Raw genomic sequence first — 14,528 nt, forward strand, 5'->3', positions numbered from 1 at the left:
GCCGTCCGTGTCGAGGGTCGCCATCCTCCGCCGTCCGGTCGGTCACCAGCGGCGGGTCTCCAGGCCGCCCAACTCGTCGACGATCGACCTGTCCTCGCCGGCGAGGACGGTGAGCACCCGTTCGACCTCGGCCAGGGTGGCGTACCGTCCGACGGACGTGGCCGTCGAGGTGTCCAGGCGCTCCACCCAGAGGCCGTCCGGTTCCCAGGCCGTCTGCACGCAGTCACCCGAGCGGCCGACGCAGGTGAGGAAGTCCCGACTGAGCGGGCGCATCCGGCGCAGCAGGTGCAGCGTCTCGGCCGTGTCCAGCGGCACGTCCTCCTCGAAGCCCGCCGAGTGCTGGCAGGTCACCTCCAGGAAGCCCGCCGGCCCGGGGATCCGGTCGCCGCCATCCGGCAGGTCGACCAGCCGGCGCGTCAGCTCCACGCCGTCGTACCGGCCCACGCGCGCCTCGCCGCCGTCCCGGTACGCGCCGACGAGGGCGTCCCCCTCCCGCCGGACGACCACGGAGGCGGCTGCGTGGGTCAGACGGAGCCGGGCGCCGGCCGGCAGCCACGGCAGGTGCAGACCTGCGAGACGGGCGGCCGACGTCGGGCCGTCGGCCGGCGCGTGCAGGCCGCGCCATCCGTCGAGCACCTCCACGTCCACGGCGAGGTCGTCGCGAACCGTGGCGGGCAGCGCGGCGAGCCGGCCGACCCGGCGACGTCGCCAGGACATGGGCACCCGGATCCGGGTGTTCGGGTCCCCGGCCCAGTCCACCGTCAGGCCCTCGGCCCGCAGTGCTGCTGCCACCTCCTCGCCGAGCTCGACAGTCGGCGGCCCCTCGAACGACCCGTACGCCACGTGCAGGGCGTCGCCCTCCACCGCGTGCTCGGCGTCCTGCTGGTGGTAGAAGGCGTAACCCCGGACGCCGCGGCCCTGCGGCACCTCCGCGCCGATCTCGCCGAGCCCGCAGTTCTGGCAGCAGGCGAAGTTCTCCCGGGCCACGATGCCAACGGCGTCGAGCGCCCGGAACGCGGCGGTGAGCCGGTCGCTGTCGGTCGACTCCGGCCACCCCGTCTGCGCGGTGAGGTGGGCGGTCAGCTCCTCGACCACGACGGGCCAGGCGGTCGCCTCGACCCGCTCCGGATCGTCCTCGTCGCCCAGGTGCTCCACCGTGGCGGCGACGATCGCGGCGGCCGGCTGCTCCGCGAGGGCGACGTGCAGCCGGACGTGCTCCCGAACGATCCCGACCAGCTGTTCGTGATCTCCATTCACGGCTGCGGACGGTAACAGCCACGACCGACACGGGCACCCGTCAGGCGAGCGGGCCCACCTCCCGCTCGATGGCGGCCCGCAGCTCCGGACCGGCCAGCACCGTCCGGGCGGCCTCCATCACCGGGGCGAGGAAGACGTCCGGCCCGGGCTCCCCGGCGGCGCCGCCCAGCGCCGCCACGGCGGCCCGCCCGGCCGGGGACGGCACCAGCGGCGCGCGCAGCTGCAACCCGCGTACGGCGGACAGCAGCTCCACCGCGAGCACCGTGGTCAGGTTGTCCAGCACGGTGCGCAGCTTCTTGGTCGCCGCCCAGCCCATCGAGACGTGGTCCTCCTGCATGCCGCTGGTGGGCAGCGAGTCGACCGAGGCGGGCGCGGCCAGCCGGCGGTTCTCCGCGACGATCCCGGCCGCCGTGTACTGGGCGATCATCAGGCCGGAGTTGACCCCGGCGTCGGGGGAGAGGAACGCCGGCAAGTCCCGGTTGCGGGCCACGTCGAGCAGCCGGTCGACCCGTCGCTCGGCGATCGCGCCCACCTCCGCGGCGGCGATGGCCAGGTAGTCGGCGGCGAAGCCGAGCGGCGCGCCGTGGAAGTTGCCGGTCGACTCGACCCGTCCGTCCGGCAGCACCACCGGGTTGTCGACCACCGACAGCAGCTCCCGCCCGGCGACGGTCGCGGCGAAGTCGAGGGTGTCCCGGGCCGCGCCGGCCACCTGCGGCGCGCAGCGCATCGAGTACGCGTCCTGCACGGCGTGGGCCAGGTCGTCGCGGTGCGAGTCCATCACCCGGGAGTCCTGCAGCAGCCGGTGGATGTTCGCCGCCGACGCGGCCTGGCCGGGGTGCGGCCGGATGGCGTGCAGCTCCGGCAGGAACGGCCGTTCCGAGCCGAGCATCGCCTCGATCGCGAGGGCGGCGGTCACGTCGGCCATGGTGAACAGGTGCCGGGCGTCGTGGATCGCCAGCAGCAGCATGCCGAGCATGCCGTCGGTGCCGTTGATCAGCGCGAGCCCTTCCTTCGCGGCCAGTTCGATCGGGGCGAGCCCGACCCGGCGCAGCGCCTCGGCGGCGGGGACACGCTCACCGGCCGGGCCGAGCACCCAACCCTCGCCGAGCAGCACCAACGCGCAGTGCGCCAGCGGCGCCAGGTCGCCCGAGGCGCCGAGTGAGCCGTGCTCCGGCACCCACGGGGTGACCTGATGGTTGAGCAGGTCGACCAGGGCCTCGGCGACCAGCGGGCGGACCCCGGAGCGGCCGAGGGCCAGCGAGCGTACCCGCAGCAGCATCATCGCCCGGACCACCTCGCGGGGCATCGGCGCGCCCACCCCGGCGGCGTGCGAGCGGATCAGCGCGTGCTGGAGTTCGGCCCGCCGCCCGGGGGCGACGAACGTGTTGGCCAGCGCCCCGAAGCCGGTGGAGACGCCGTACACGGGCCGGCCGGCGGCCTCGATGCCGTCCACGATGGACCGGCTGGCCACCATGGCCTCGACGGCCGCCGGGTCGAGGACGACCTTGGCGGCGCCGCGGGCCACGGCGAGCACGTCGGCGGGGGAGATCCCGGTGGGTTGGATCATGACGGTCGACATTGCGGCACTCCGTTGTGCAGAACCTGGCGGATCAGTGGGACACCCGGCCGGTAGGCCAGGTGCAGGTGGGACGGCGCGTCGAGGATCATCAGGTCGGCCCGGGCGCCGGGCTCCAGCCGGCCGACGTCGCGGCGGCGCAGCGCCGCCGCCCCGCCGGCGGTGGCGGCCCGGACCGCCTCCGCCGGGGTCATCCGCATCTCGCGGACGGCGAGCGCGATGCAGAACGGCATCGACGAGGTGTACGACGACCCGGGATTGCAGTCCGTGGCCAGCGCCACGGTCACCCCCGCGTCGAGCAGCCGCCGCGCGTCCGGGTACGGCGACCGGGTGGAGAACTCGGCGCCGGGCAGCAGCGTGGCGACGGTCGTCGTCTCCGCGCCCGAGGTCCGGTCCACGGTGGTCGAGGCGAGGGCGTCGACGTCGGCGTCGCTCAGGTGGGTGCAGTGGTCGACGCTGGCCGCGCCCAGCTCCACCCCGAGCTGCACGCCCGGGCCGGGGCCGAGCTGGTTGGCGTGCACCCGTACGCCCAGCCCGACGGCCTGCCCGCAGGCCAGGATCGCCCGGGCGTGGTCGACGTCGAACGCGCCCCGCTCGCAGAACACGTCGATCCAGCGGGCGTACGGGGCGGCGGCGGCCAGCATCGGCCCGCACACCACGCCCACGTAGTCGTCGGGGCGGTCGGCGTACTCGGCGGGGACGACGTGCGCGCCGAGGAAGGTGGTGTCGTCGCTGAACTCGGCGGCGATCCGCAGCGAGCGGGCCTCGTCGGCGACGGTGAGGCCGTACCCGCTCTTGATCTCGATGGTGGTGGTGCCCTGCCGCATCGCCTCCCCGCGCAGCCGGCGCACGGTGGCCCGCAGCTCGTCGTCGGAGGCCGCGCGGGTGGCGCCGACCGTGGTGCGGATCCCGCCCCCGGTGTACGGCTCACCGGCCATCCGGGCGGCGAACTCGGCGGCCCGGTCCCCGGCGAAGACGAGGTGGGCGTGGCTGTCCACGAAGCCGGGCAGCACCGCCGCGCCCTCGGCGTCGATGCGCCGGTCGGCGGCCGGGGCGTCCCGGGCCGGCCCGACCCAGGCGACCTCACCGTCCTCCACCAGCAGCGCGACGTCCCGGCGCAGACCCAGCGGGCCGACGCCGGCGGGGGAGTTGGTGACCAGCTCCCCGATGTTGTCCACCAGCAGGCTGCCGGTGGCGCGGGGCGCCGGACGCCCGCCGGGTCCGGGCCGTGCCACCCGGTGCGACCAGGCGTCCGGGCTCACGAGGTCACCGCCTCGATCGCGTCGCGCAACTCGACCGGGACGTCCACCGTCAGGTGCCGGCCGTCGCGCACCACCACCCGGCCGTCCACCACGACGTGGTCGACGTCGGCGGCGGTGGCCGCGAAGAACACCCCCACCGGCGGCACCCCGGCGGTACGGGCGGAGTCGAGCCGTACGGTGACCAGGTCGGCGCGCATCCCGACGGCGAGTTCACCGGCGTCGCCCCAGCCCAGCGCGGCGTGCCCGGCGCGGGTCGCCGCGGTGAGCAGTTCGTCGGCGCGGAAGTGCCCGCGCCGGCGGGTACGCAGCCGCTCGTCCAGTTCCACCGCGCGGGCCTCCTCGAAGAGGTCCACCACGGCGTGGCTGTCGCTGCCCAGGCTCAGCGGGCTGCCCGCCTCGGCCATCCGCCGGGCCGGGCCGATCCCGTCGGCCAGGTCCCGTTCCGTGGTGGGGCAGAGGCAGACCCCGGTGCGGCTCTCCCCGAGCAGCGCCACGTCCGCGGCGGTCGGGTGGGTGGCGTGCACGGCGGTGGTGTGCCGCCCGAGCACCCCCCGGTCGGCCAGCAGCCGGGTCGGGCTGACTCCGTGCACCGCCCGACAGGCGTCGTTCTCGGCCGGCTGCTCCGACAGGTGTACGTGCAGCGGCGCGCCCTGCCGGTGCGCCCAGCCGGCGACCGTGGCGAGCTGACCGGCCGGCACCGCGCGCACCGAGTGGATCGCCGCGCCGACCCGGGCGTGGTCGTTCTCCGGCGTGAACGCGCCCACCCGGTCGGCCCAGCGCAGCGCGTCCCCGTCACCGAAGCGCCGCTGCGGCCCGGCCAGCGGATCGCCGTCCACCGAGGCGGTCAGGTAGCAGGTGTCGAGCAGGGTGAGCCGGATGCCGGCGTGCGCGGCGGCCTCCACCAGCGCGGCCGACATCGCGTTCGGGTCGTCGTACCGGGTGCCGTCCGGGCCGTGGTGCAGGTAGTGGAACTCGCCGACGCAGGTCACCCCGGCCAGGGCCATCTCGGCGTACGCGGCCCGGGCCAGGGCCAGGTACGAGTCCGGGTCGAGCCGCCCCGCCACGTCGTACATGACCTCCCGCCAGGTCCAGAAGTCACCCCGACCGCCGTGGGTACGCCCGCGCAGCGCCCGGTGGAAGGCGTGCGAGTGGGCGTTGGCCAGCCCCGGCAGGGTGAGCCCGGGCAGCCGTACCGCGTCGTCCAGCACCTGGACCCCGGCGGTGGGCCGGCCGGCGGTCAGCGGCGCGACGGCGGTGATCCGCCCGCCGTCGGTCTCGATCAGCACGTCCGGCGTCGGCTCGGCGTGCGCCGGCAGCCAGGCGTACTCGGCCAGCCATCTCATCGGCATGCCAGCTCCTCCAGCACCCGGGCCAGCGCGCTCACCCCGGCGGCGCAGTCGGCGTCGGTGGCGGACTCGGCGGGGGAGTGCGACACCCCGGTCGGGTTGCGGACGAAGAGCATCGCGGTGGGCAGGTGGGCGGCGAGCACCCCGGCGTCGTGCCCCGCCCCGGTGGGCAGCACCGGCGCGTCGAGCAACGCGGCCAGCCGGCCGGCGAGGCCGCCGTCGAACGCCACCAGCGGCGTCGCCGACTCCTCGGTCAGGGTCAGCCCGGTGCCGTCGCGCCGCGCCCGCTCGGCGGCCTTGGCGTGCACCGCCTCGACCAGGCCGCGCAGCGTGTCCGGCTCCGCGGCCCGGGCGTCGAGCCAGCCGGTGACCTTCGACGGGATCGCGTTGGTGGCGTTCGGCTCGACGGCGACCCGGCCGACCGTGGCGTGCGCGCCACGCAGCCGGGCCTCCTTGTTCGCCGCGAGCACCGTGAAGGCGTACGTCAGCATCGGATCGCGGCGGTCGGCCATCCGGGTCGTACCCGCGTGGTTGCCCTCGCCGTGGAAGTCGAACCGCCAGCGGCCGTGCGGCCAGATCGCGCTCGCCACCGCGACCGGCGCGTCCGCGTCGACAAGCGCCCGGCCCTGCTCGACGTGCAGCTCCACGAAGGCCGTGAAGCGGCCGGTCAGACCCGGGTCGGCCCCCGCCGGCCGGTCGCCGAGCGCCTCGGCGAAGCTCACCCCGGCCGCGTCGCGCAGCCCGGCCGCGCGGTCCACCGCGATCTCACCGGTGAGCAGCCGTGACCCCAGGCAGGGTACGCCGAACCGGGCCCCCTCCTCCTCCACGAACGCGGCCACCGCCACCGACCGGACCGGGGCGACGCCGGCCGCCCGCAGCTCGTCCACCGCGAGGAACGCGTTGACGATGCCGAGCGGCCCGTCGTACGCCCCGCCGTGCGGCACCGAGTCGAAGTGGCTGCCGGTGAGCACCGCGTCCCCGGCCGCCGGGTCTCCCCACCAGGCGAAGAGGTTGCCGTTGCCGTCGGCGGTCACCGGCATGCCCCGCCGGTCGGCCTGCTCCCGGAACCACTGCCGCAGCCGCAGCTCCGCGTCGCCGAAGGCGTAGCGCAGGTAGCCGCCGCTGCCGGCGTCCCGCCCCACCGGGGCGATCTCGTCCCAGAGCGCGCGGAACCGGGCGGCCAGGTCACTCATGCCACGCCCCTGCCGGTCGCGGTGTTCCTGCCGCTCCTGGCGTCCCTGCCGGTGGCGTCGTTCCTGCCGTTCGCGGCGTTCCTGCTGTTCGCGGCGTTCCTGCCGGGCGCGGGGGCCGGTCGCGCCGCGCTCACGCCGTCCCCTCCGCCATCGGCACCCGCACGCCGGTCCGGTCGGCGACCTCGCGGGCGGCGTCGTAGCCGGCGTCGACGTGCCGGATCACCCCCATCGCCGGGTCGTTGGTGAGCACCCGCTCGATCTTCTGCCCGGCCAGGGCGGTGCCGTCGGCGACACAGACCTGCCCGGCGTGGATGGACCGGCCGATGCCCACCCCGCCGCCGTGGTGGATGGAGACCCACGACGCCCCGCTGGCGGTGTTGACCAGGGCGTTGAGCAGCGGCCAGTCGGCGATCGCGTCGGAGCCGTCGGCCATCGCCTCGGTCTCCCGGTACGGGCTCGCCACGCTGCCGCAGTCCAGGTGGTCCCGGCCGATCACCACCGGCGCGGACAGCTCACCGGAGGCGACCATCTCGTTGAACCGCACCCCCGCCCGGTCCCGCTCGCCGTAGCCGAGCCAGCAGATCCGCGCCGGCAGGCCCTGGAAGGCGACCCGCTCGCCGGCCATCCGGATCCACCGGGCCAGCGACTCGTTCTCCGGGAACAGGTCGAGGATCGCCCGGTCGGTGGCGGCGATGTCGGCCGGGTCGCCGGAGAGCGCCGCCCACCGGAACGGGCCCTTGCCCTCGCAGAACAACGGCCGGATGTACGCCGGCACGAAGCCGGGGAAGTCGAAGGCCCGCTCGTACCCGCCGAGCTTCGCCTCGCCCCGGATCGAGTTGCCGTAGTCGAAGACCTCCGCGCCCGCGTCCAGGAAGCCGACCATCGCCTCGACGTGCTTCGCCATCGACGCCCGGGCCCGGTCGGTGAACTCGGCCGGCTTCGCCGCCGCATAGTCCCGCGCGTCGCCGAGGTCCACCCCCTCCGGCAGGTACGACAGCGGGTCGTGCGCGCTGGTCTGGTCGGTCACCACGTCGATCTCCACGCCCCGGCGCAGCAGCTCCGGGAAGACCGTGGCGGCGTTGCCGACCACGCCGACGCTCAGCGCCCGTCGGTCCCGCTTCGCCGCCAGCACCCGGTCGACGGCGTCGTCCAGCGAGTCGGCCACCTCGTCCAGGTAGCGGTCGTGCACCCGACGGTCCAGCCGGGTCCGGTCCACGTCCACCACCAGGCAGGCACCGTCGTTCATGGTGACCGCCAGGGGCTGGGCCCCGCCCATCCCGCCGCAGCCGGCGGTCAACGTCAGCGTCCCGGCCAGCGAACCGCCGAACCGCTTCGCCGCCACCGCCGCGAACGTCTCGTAGGTGCCCTGGAGGATGCCCTGGGTGCCGATGTAGATCCACGAGCCGGCGGTCATCTGCCCGTACATGGTCAGGCCGAGCTGCTCCAGGCGGCGGAACTCCGGCCAGGTGGCCCAGTCGCCGACCAGGTTCGAGTTCGCCAGCAGCACCCGGGGCGCCCACTCGTGGGTCCGGACCACGCCGACCGGGCGGCCGGACTGCACCAGCATCGTCTCGTCGTCGCGCAGCCCGGTCAGCGTCCGCACCAGCGCGTGGTACGACGGCCAGTCCCGGGCGGCCCGACCGGTGCCGCCGTAGACGACCAGGTCCTCCGGGCGCTCGGCCACCTCCGGGTCGAGGTTGTTCATCAACATCCGCAGGGCGGCCTCCTGCGGCCACCCCTGCGCGGTGCGTGCGGTGCCGCGGGCGGCGCGGACGGGCTGGTGCATCTCGTACTCCTCTCAGCCGAGGAACAACTGGCGACGGGCGGCGGACGACTCGAACGCCTCCAAGCGGGCCTGCGTGTCGGCCGGTGAGGCGTCGCAGATCGCCTGGAGGACCACCATGGCCAGGGCCATCGGGGCGGTGTGCAGGTCGAAGACGAGACCGGTGCCGACGGCGGCCGGCAGCACCAGCTCGGCGTACTCGGTGGCGGGGCTGACCGGGGAGTCGGTGATGGCGACGACGGTGAGGCCGGCGTCGCGGGCCTCCCGCAGCGCCTCGAAGGTCTCCCGGGGGTAGCGGGGCAGCACGAAGGCCAGCAGCGCGCCCGCCCCGGCGGCCGCCGCCTGCTCCAGCCGGTCGGTGAGCAGGCTGCCGCCGTCGTCGAGCACCCGCACGTCCGGGTGCACCTTCGCGGCGAAGTAGGCGAAGTAGGAGGCCAGCGGCGCGGCGGCGCGCAGCCCGAGCACCGGCAGCGGTCGGCTCGCCGCCAGCAGCCGCCCGGCGGCGGCGATCCGCTCCCGGTCGGCCAGCTCCCCGGCGAGCCGGTCGAGGTTGGCCATCTCGGCCCGGACCGCCCGTTGCAGCTCGTTGCCCTCGTCGGCGCTGCCCGCGCCGGCGCCGGCGGTCAGCTCGCGCAGGCGGCGGCGCAGCGCGGGGTAACCGTCGTGGCCGAGCGCCATGGCGAACCGGGTCACCGAGGGCTGGCTCACCCCGGCCAGCTCGGCGACCTCGGCGGCCGACAGGTACGACGCGGCGGCGGCGTGCTGCACCAGGCAGTGCGCGATACGCCGCTGGGTCGGGGTGAGCCGGACGCCGTGGAACAGGTCGAGCACCCGGTCGGGGGGTGCGGCGACAGCTCCGTCATTCATGCCGTGACTGTATGCATGAAAACTTTCAGAGGCAACCGTGCGTCGACCCGCGGCACTGCGGGCCGTGGATGCGACGGAAGCCCCGACCGGGCCAGACGCTCAGCCGTTGGGCAGGAACGGCAGCGGGCGGGGCTCGTACCCGTCGAAGTAGCGGCTCGGATCGGCGTTCAGCACCGATGCGAGGGCGGTGCCGAAGACGTCCCGGAAGTCCGTCGTGGCCTTCAGGTCGCCATGATCGAGATCGGTCAGGCTCGGCTGCTCGCCGTAGAGTCCACCCACCACTCGGCCGCCCAGGACCAGCATGGGCCCGGCCGTGCCGTGGTCGGTGCCGTCGGACGCGTTGGCGCGTACCCGGCGGCCGAACTCGCTGTACACGACGATCGTCACCCGGCGCCCGGCTTCGGACCGGGCCATCCTGGCCGTGAACGACGACAACGCCCCGTCGAGCTGTCGGAGGAGGAGCTCCTGCGTGGAGAGTTCGTCCGCGTGGGTGTCGAAGCCACCCAGGCTGACCGAGTAGACCCTGGTCGGAACGCCGACCTCCACGCAGCGGGCCACCAGGGCGAGCTGGGCGCTGAGCGCACTCTCACCGCCGGTGCCCGTCGCCGGGACAACCGGCTCGGTGACAGCCCCCGGGCTGGTCGTGATCTTGTCGGTGCCCCGGATGACGCGGCCCATCTCGAGCAGGTCGGCGAACGCCGACGCGGCCCTGGCCTGCATCTCCGGTTCGCCCGGTTCGACCCGCCCGAGCGCCGCCACCAGCCGCTCATCGGCCCAGGGTGGCAGGTCCAGCCCGTGGTAGCTGACGCAGGAGCCGATCCGTCGGCGGCCCACCAGCAGCGGCGGCAACACCGGCTCGAAGCTGACGGCCGTGCCGACGGGGGCGTCCCTGTCGTCCAACCATCGGCCCACCCAGCCGGTGGTCGCCGGAGCCTTCGGGGAGCCGGTCTGCCAGATGTCCATGGACCGGAAGTGGCTGCGGTCCGGTCGGGGGTAACCGACACCCAGGACGACTGCCAGCCGTCGCTCGTCCCAGAGCCGCTTCAACCCCGTCAGCACCGGGTTCAGGCCCAGGCTGTCGTTCAGCGGTAGGACCCGCTCGGCCGGGTACGCCAGTTCCGGACGACTCGCGTGGTAGGCGGGGTCGGCGTACGGAACGACCGTGTTCAGACCGTCGTTCCCGCCGTACAGGGTGACCAGGACGAGTGTGTCGCCGACCGAGCCGGTGGCCGGGTCTGCGGTGCGCAGCAGTTCCGAGAAGGCCAGCGCGCTTCCCCCGGTGGCCAGGGCGGCCGCACCGGTGACGCCCGAGGCGAGCAGGAACCGACGGCGAGTGAGGGCGTCCATCTCAGGTCACCGCGTATTCCGGGCTGACCAGGCCCAGGGTCAGCAACATGCGGGGGTTGCCCACCTCCCGCAGTACGGCATACGTCCGGTTGGTCCACCGGTCGACGCAGAGCATGGCCGCGACGTCCTCGGGGGTGAGGCGGCCGGGCTCGAGCAGGCTGACCAGCTTGCCGGCCAGACTGAGCTTCAGCCGGGCCGACGACGAGACGAGCCAGGTGGCGCCGGCGGGCCAACCGCCGACGCTCGGTGGGGCGAAGGGACGCTGCCCGAGCCCGCCCAGGCCGTCGCACAACTGGATCAGCATCGCCCGTGGGATGTTCGCCGGGCGTAGCTCCAACTGACGCATGGCCCCCACCATCCACTCGATCGGTTGCTTGACCATGGTGCCGGCGGTGGCACGGAAGGCGTCGTCGGTGAACAACGCCCGCAGCATCGACATCGGAGCGGGGAACGCCGCGACCATCCGGGCTCGGGTCGCCGGCGGGATCGGTTCGGTGGAGGAGGCGTAGCGGAACCACAGGCGGGTGGCGATGAACTCGGCACAGGCCGGCTGCCGGAGCAGCAGGTCGACCAGACTGCGGGCGGTGAAGTCCGACTCCGCCCCGAGGATCGTCTTGCGGCCGGGATCGTGCGCGTCCGGGTCGAGGACCATCCGCTCTGCCCTCAGGTCGAGCCGCCAGCCGGTCAGCGCCCGGCCGGCGGCCTTGACGTCGGCCTCCGTGTAGTGCCCGATGCCGAGCAGGAACAGCTCGCACAGTTCCCGCGCCAGGTTCTCGTTGGGAGCCTGCCGTGTGTTGAGTTGCCCGTCGAGCCAGTAGACGAGCGCCGGATCGACGACCATTCGGCGGGCCATGTCGCCGAAGTCCCGGGCCGAGCGGAGGGTCCTGTGCTGAGCCAACATCAGCTGTGGGCTCTTCACCTTGCGGATCGACGTCGCCCAGTGCCCGTGCCAGAAGAAGATCAGCTTCTCCACCGCCTGGTGATTGGCCACCGTCATCCGGTCCAGCCACCACCGGGTCAACTGCTCGGCCTGTTCCTCGCGGACCTTGTCCGCCGCCGCTCGTCGCGCCGGGGTCGGGTTCGGGTCGGCCGCGTACGGGTCGGGACCGAGCCGGGGCATCGACGCGCTCGTGGCCCCGATGTCGGGCCCTGGCGGCGCTGTCAGCGTGAGGGCCGTGTCGGCGTAGCCCGCCTTCGCCGCTGCTCCCAGTTCCGCGGAGGTCGGGCCGAAACCGGCGCGTCGCAGCAGCAAGGCGACGTCCCCGGACATGGCTCAACCATAGGCGATGGAGACGTCATCCCGGCGACCGTCCCTTGTGCAACGACCGCGAACGCGCATGCCGTCGCCTCCCCCCGACCGCCGGCGCGGCGTCCCCGAGCCGTGACGCCGAAGCGCAGCCGGTAGCCGGACCAGTGGCCGGGGAGCCTCGGTCACCCGCCGGGGCCACACAACCGCTCCCACCGGATATGCTGCGCCCTCCGGCTCTGGCCGGGTGCGAGAGCGTCACCGACCACCGCATGCTGGTCGCAACGGGGATGGATGGGTTGTCATGTCGGAGCAGGCCCTCCGGAAGTCCGCCGCGCCACGGACCACGGAGCACCCCTCCGCGCCGGGCACCTCGCCGACGGCGTTGGCGGGCCGGACGGTGGCTCTCGTGCACGAGTGGTTCGGCGCCACCGGTGGGTCGGAGCAGGTCTTCCGACACATCGCCGACCTCGTCCCGCACGGCGAGCGGTTCGTGCTCTGGAAGGACCGGGACGCCACCGAGCCCGGGCTGCGAGAGTCGTGGTTGGCCCGCACGCCCCTGCGACACAGCAAGGCCGTCGCGCTGCCGATGATGCCACTGGTCTGGCGGACCCTCAGCCGGCAGCGCTTCGACGTGGTCATCTCCTCCAGCCATGCCTTCGCGCACACGGTCAAGCTGGGCCCGCCAGAGGTCACCACGCATCTGAGCTACGTGCACGCTCCCGCCCGGTACATCTGGAGTCCGGCCTTCGACGGCCGAGGTTCGAGCCCGTTGCTGAACGTGCCGCGACGGGTTCTACAGGGCCTCGACGTTCGGCTCAGTGACCACGTGCGTGGCTATGCCGCCAACTCCCAGGAGGTGCGGGCAAGGATCCGCCGCTACTGGGGACGCGACGCGGTAGTCATCAACCCCCCGGTGGACGTGGACTGGTTCGCCGCCGCGCCGGCTGCGGATCGGACCCAGGCCCGCGACTACCTGCTCGGGGTGGGACGGTGGATCCCGTACAAGAACTTCGATCTGATCGTGGCGATCGCGGATGCGGCCGGACTGCCCCTCGTGCTGGCAGGTTCCGGGCCGGAGGAACAGCAGTTGCGCCGACTCGCCGAGCGTGCCGGCGTTCCGGTCACCCTCGAGGTGCGACCGGACCGGGAGCGGCTGCGGCAGCTGTACTGGGGCGCCCGCGCGCTGCTCTTCCCCGTCCACGAGGACTTCGGCATGATCCCCGTCGAGGCCCAGGCCTGCGGCACGCCAGTGGTCGGTCTGCGCCGCGGGGGTCTGTTGGAGACCGTGGTGGAGGGCGAGACCGGATTCCTGGTGGACTCCACGGATCCGGCGGATCACGTACCCCTGCTCCGACGGCTCGGCGAGCTGTCGGCGGCGCGGATCGCCGCCCACGCCGCCGGCTTCTCCCCTGCCCGGTTCGCGGCCGAGATGACGGCGTGGATCGACGATGAGTGCCGCTGACGGGCACGGCAGCAGGGCTCGACCGGCACGGATCCTGCACGTCAGCCACACCGGGCACCGGGGCGGGGCGGAGTTGGCGCTGGCCCGCATGCTCACCGCCGGGCCGCCCTGGGAGGCAGGGCTGTGCTGTCCACCGGGCGGGGACGCGTTCGACGGACTGCCCGGTCACGGGGTGGCCGTCGAGCAACGACTGCCACAGCTCCCGGTCGGCGGCACCCGCAGCCGCAGCCCGCTGCTCGCCGCGCGTTACCTGGCGACGCTGCGGGCGGCCGCCCGCGCCCTGCGGCGCAGCCCGCTGTTCGACCGGGCCGACCTGGTCCACGCGAACACCGCCGCCGCCGCGATCATCGCCGCCCTGGCCAGGCAGGGACGGCCCGTGCCGGTGGTAGTCCATTTGCGGGACCTGGTCACCCCCGAGAGTCTGGGCAGATTCGGGTACGCCGCCTTCACCCGGCTGGCGCTCCCACACGCTGCCGGGGTGATCGCCAACTCGCACACCACTCTCGAGTCGGCCACCGACCGGCTGCCGGCCGGCCTGCCCCGCGCCGTGCTGCAGAGCCCCAGCGGCCTGCACAGCCGGGTCACCGAGCCCCACGTCCGGCCAGAGGTCCGGGTGATCGGCATGGTCGGCCGCCTGCAACGGTGGAAGGGTCAGCACGTCTTCCTGCGTGCCTTCGCCGACTGCTTCCGGGGCACCGATGTGCGCGCCCGGCTGGCGGGAGCCCCGCTGTTCGAGGAGGCGGCCTACGCGGAGGAGTTGCGCTTGCTCGCCGCCGACCTCGGCATCGCGGAGCAGGTCACGTTCACGGGGCACGTCGACGACGTCGCAGGCTTCATCGACTCCGTCGACGTGCTGGTGCACGCGTCGGTCAAGCCCGAGCCACTCGGTCAGACCGTGCTGCAAGGGCTGGCCCGGGCAAAGTCGCTGATCGCCACCGAGGGTGGCGGGCCGAGCGAGTGGATCCGCAGTGGTGTCAACGGTCTGCTCGTACCACCGGACCGGCCGGAGGCACTCGCCGCCGCGATGCGGAAGCTGGCCGGTTCCCGTGAGATGCGGTGGGAGTTGGCCGCTGGGGCGGCTCGGACCGCCGGCATCCTCTCCGACACCGAGTGCGCGATGGCTCACGCTGCCTTCTTCCGGGAGGTCGTGGCGAGCGGACGGTCGGCAGAGCGGGGAGGCCGGTGA

11 protein-coding genes are annotated in these 14,528 nt (G+C 74.2%); 2 read left to right on the forward strand and 9 right to left on the reverse strand.

Annotated features, from left to right (window positions below; translation table 11 throughout):
• Positions 1 to 42 precede the first annotated feature (42 nt).
• The 9 genes from GA0070614_RS21845 to GA0070614_RS21885 form a co-directional block, all read right to left on the reverse strand.
• Positions 43 to 1,257 carry a DUF6891 domain-containing protein gene (locus GA0070614_RS21845; protein ID WP_088977713.1) on the reverse strand — a complete coding sequence of 405 codons (1,215 nt, stop codon included), beginning with the start codon at positions 1,255 to 1,257 and terminating at the stop codon, positions 43 to 45.
• A gap of 40 nt (positions 1,258 to 1,297) precedes the next feature.
• Entirely contained in the window at positions 1,298 to 2,836 is a 1,539-nt protein-coding gene (hutH, locus tag GA0070614_RS21850) for a histidine ammonia-lyase (protein WP_088977714.1), read from the reverse strand.
• Positions 2,821 to 4,068 (reverse strand): imidazolonepropionase, encoded by a 1,248-nt coding sequence (gene hutI, locus GA0070614_RS21855; RefSeq protein ID WP_088979584.1) that lies wholly within the window; start codon positions 4,066 to 4,068, stop codon positions 2,821 to 2,823. Before hutI ends, hutH begins: the two co-directional genes overlap by 16 nt.
• 23 nt (positions 4,069 to 4,091) lie before the next feature.
• Positions 4,092 to 5,444 carry a formimidoylglutamate deiminase gene (locus tag GA0070614_RS21860; protein WP_088977715.1) on the reverse strand — a complete coding sequence of 451 codons (1,353 nt, stop codon included), beginning with the start codon at positions 5,442 to 5,444 and terminating at the stop codon, positions 4,092 to 4,094.
• Positions 5,435 to 6,634 (reverse strand): allantoate amidohydrolase, encoded by a 1,200-nt coding sequence (locus tag GA0070614_RS21865; RefSeq protein WP_088977716.1) that lies wholly within the window; start codon positions 6,632 to 6,634, stop codon positions 5,435 to 5,437. The genes GA0070614_RS21860 and GA0070614_RS21865 overlap by 10 nt, the downstream gene beginning before the upstream one ends.
• Positions 6,635 to 6,764: 130 nt before the next feature.
• Positions 6,765 to 8,420 carry a urocanate hydratase gene (hutU, locus tag GA0070614_RS21870; protein WP_088977717.1) on the reverse strand — a complete coding sequence of 552 codons (1,656 nt, stop codon included), beginning with the start codon at positions 8,418 to 8,420 and terminating at the stop codon, positions 6,765 to 6,767.
• Positions 8,421 to 8,432: 12 nt separating this feature from the next.
• Positions 8,433 to 9,284: a MurR/RpiR family transcriptional regulator gene (locus tag GA0070614_RS21875; RefSeq protein WP_088977718.1), complete on the reverse strand. Its 852-nt coding sequence runs from the start codon at positions 9,282 to 9,284 to the stop codon at positions 8,433 to 8,435.
• Positions 9,285 to 9,383: 99 nt separating this feature from the next.
• Positions 9,384 to 10,631, reverse strand: coding sequence for a DUF1501 domain-containing protein (locus GA0070614_RS21880; protein ID WP_088977719.1), 1,248 nt, complete (start codon positions 10,629 to 10,631; stop codon positions 9,384 to 9,386).
• A gap of 1 nt (position 10,632) precedes the next feature.
• Positions 10,633 to 11,901: a DUF1800 domain-containing protein gene (locus GA0070614_RS21885; protein WP_088977720.1), complete on the reverse strand. Its 1,269-nt coding sequence runs from the start codon at positions 11,899 to 11,901 to the stop codon at positions 10,633 to 10,635.
• 280 nt (positions 11,902 to 12,181) lie between these two features.
• Between GA0070614_RS21885 and GA0070614_RS21890 the strand changes: the two genes are divergently transcribed.
• The gene (locus tag GA0070614_RS21890) at positions 12,182 to 13,342 is read left to right on the forward strand and encodes a glycosyltransferase (RefSeq protein WP_088977721.1); all 1,161 of its coding nucleotides are present in this window, start codon (positions 12,182 to 12,184) and stop codon (positions 13,340 to 13,342) included.
• Positions 13,329 to 14,528, forward strand: a complete 1,200-nt coding sequence (locus GA0070614_RS21895) for a glycosyltransferase family 4 protein (RefSeq protein ID WP_088977722.1) — start codon at positions 13,329 to 13,331, stop codon at positions 14,526 to 14,528. The genes GA0070614_RS21890 and GA0070614_RS21895 overlap by 14 nt, the downstream gene beginning before the upstream one ends.

This window comes from Micromonospora coxensis (assembly GCF_900090295.1).
GTDB lineage: Bacteria > Actinomycetota > Actinomycetes > Mycobacteriales > Micromonosporaceae > Micromonospora > Micromonospora coxensis.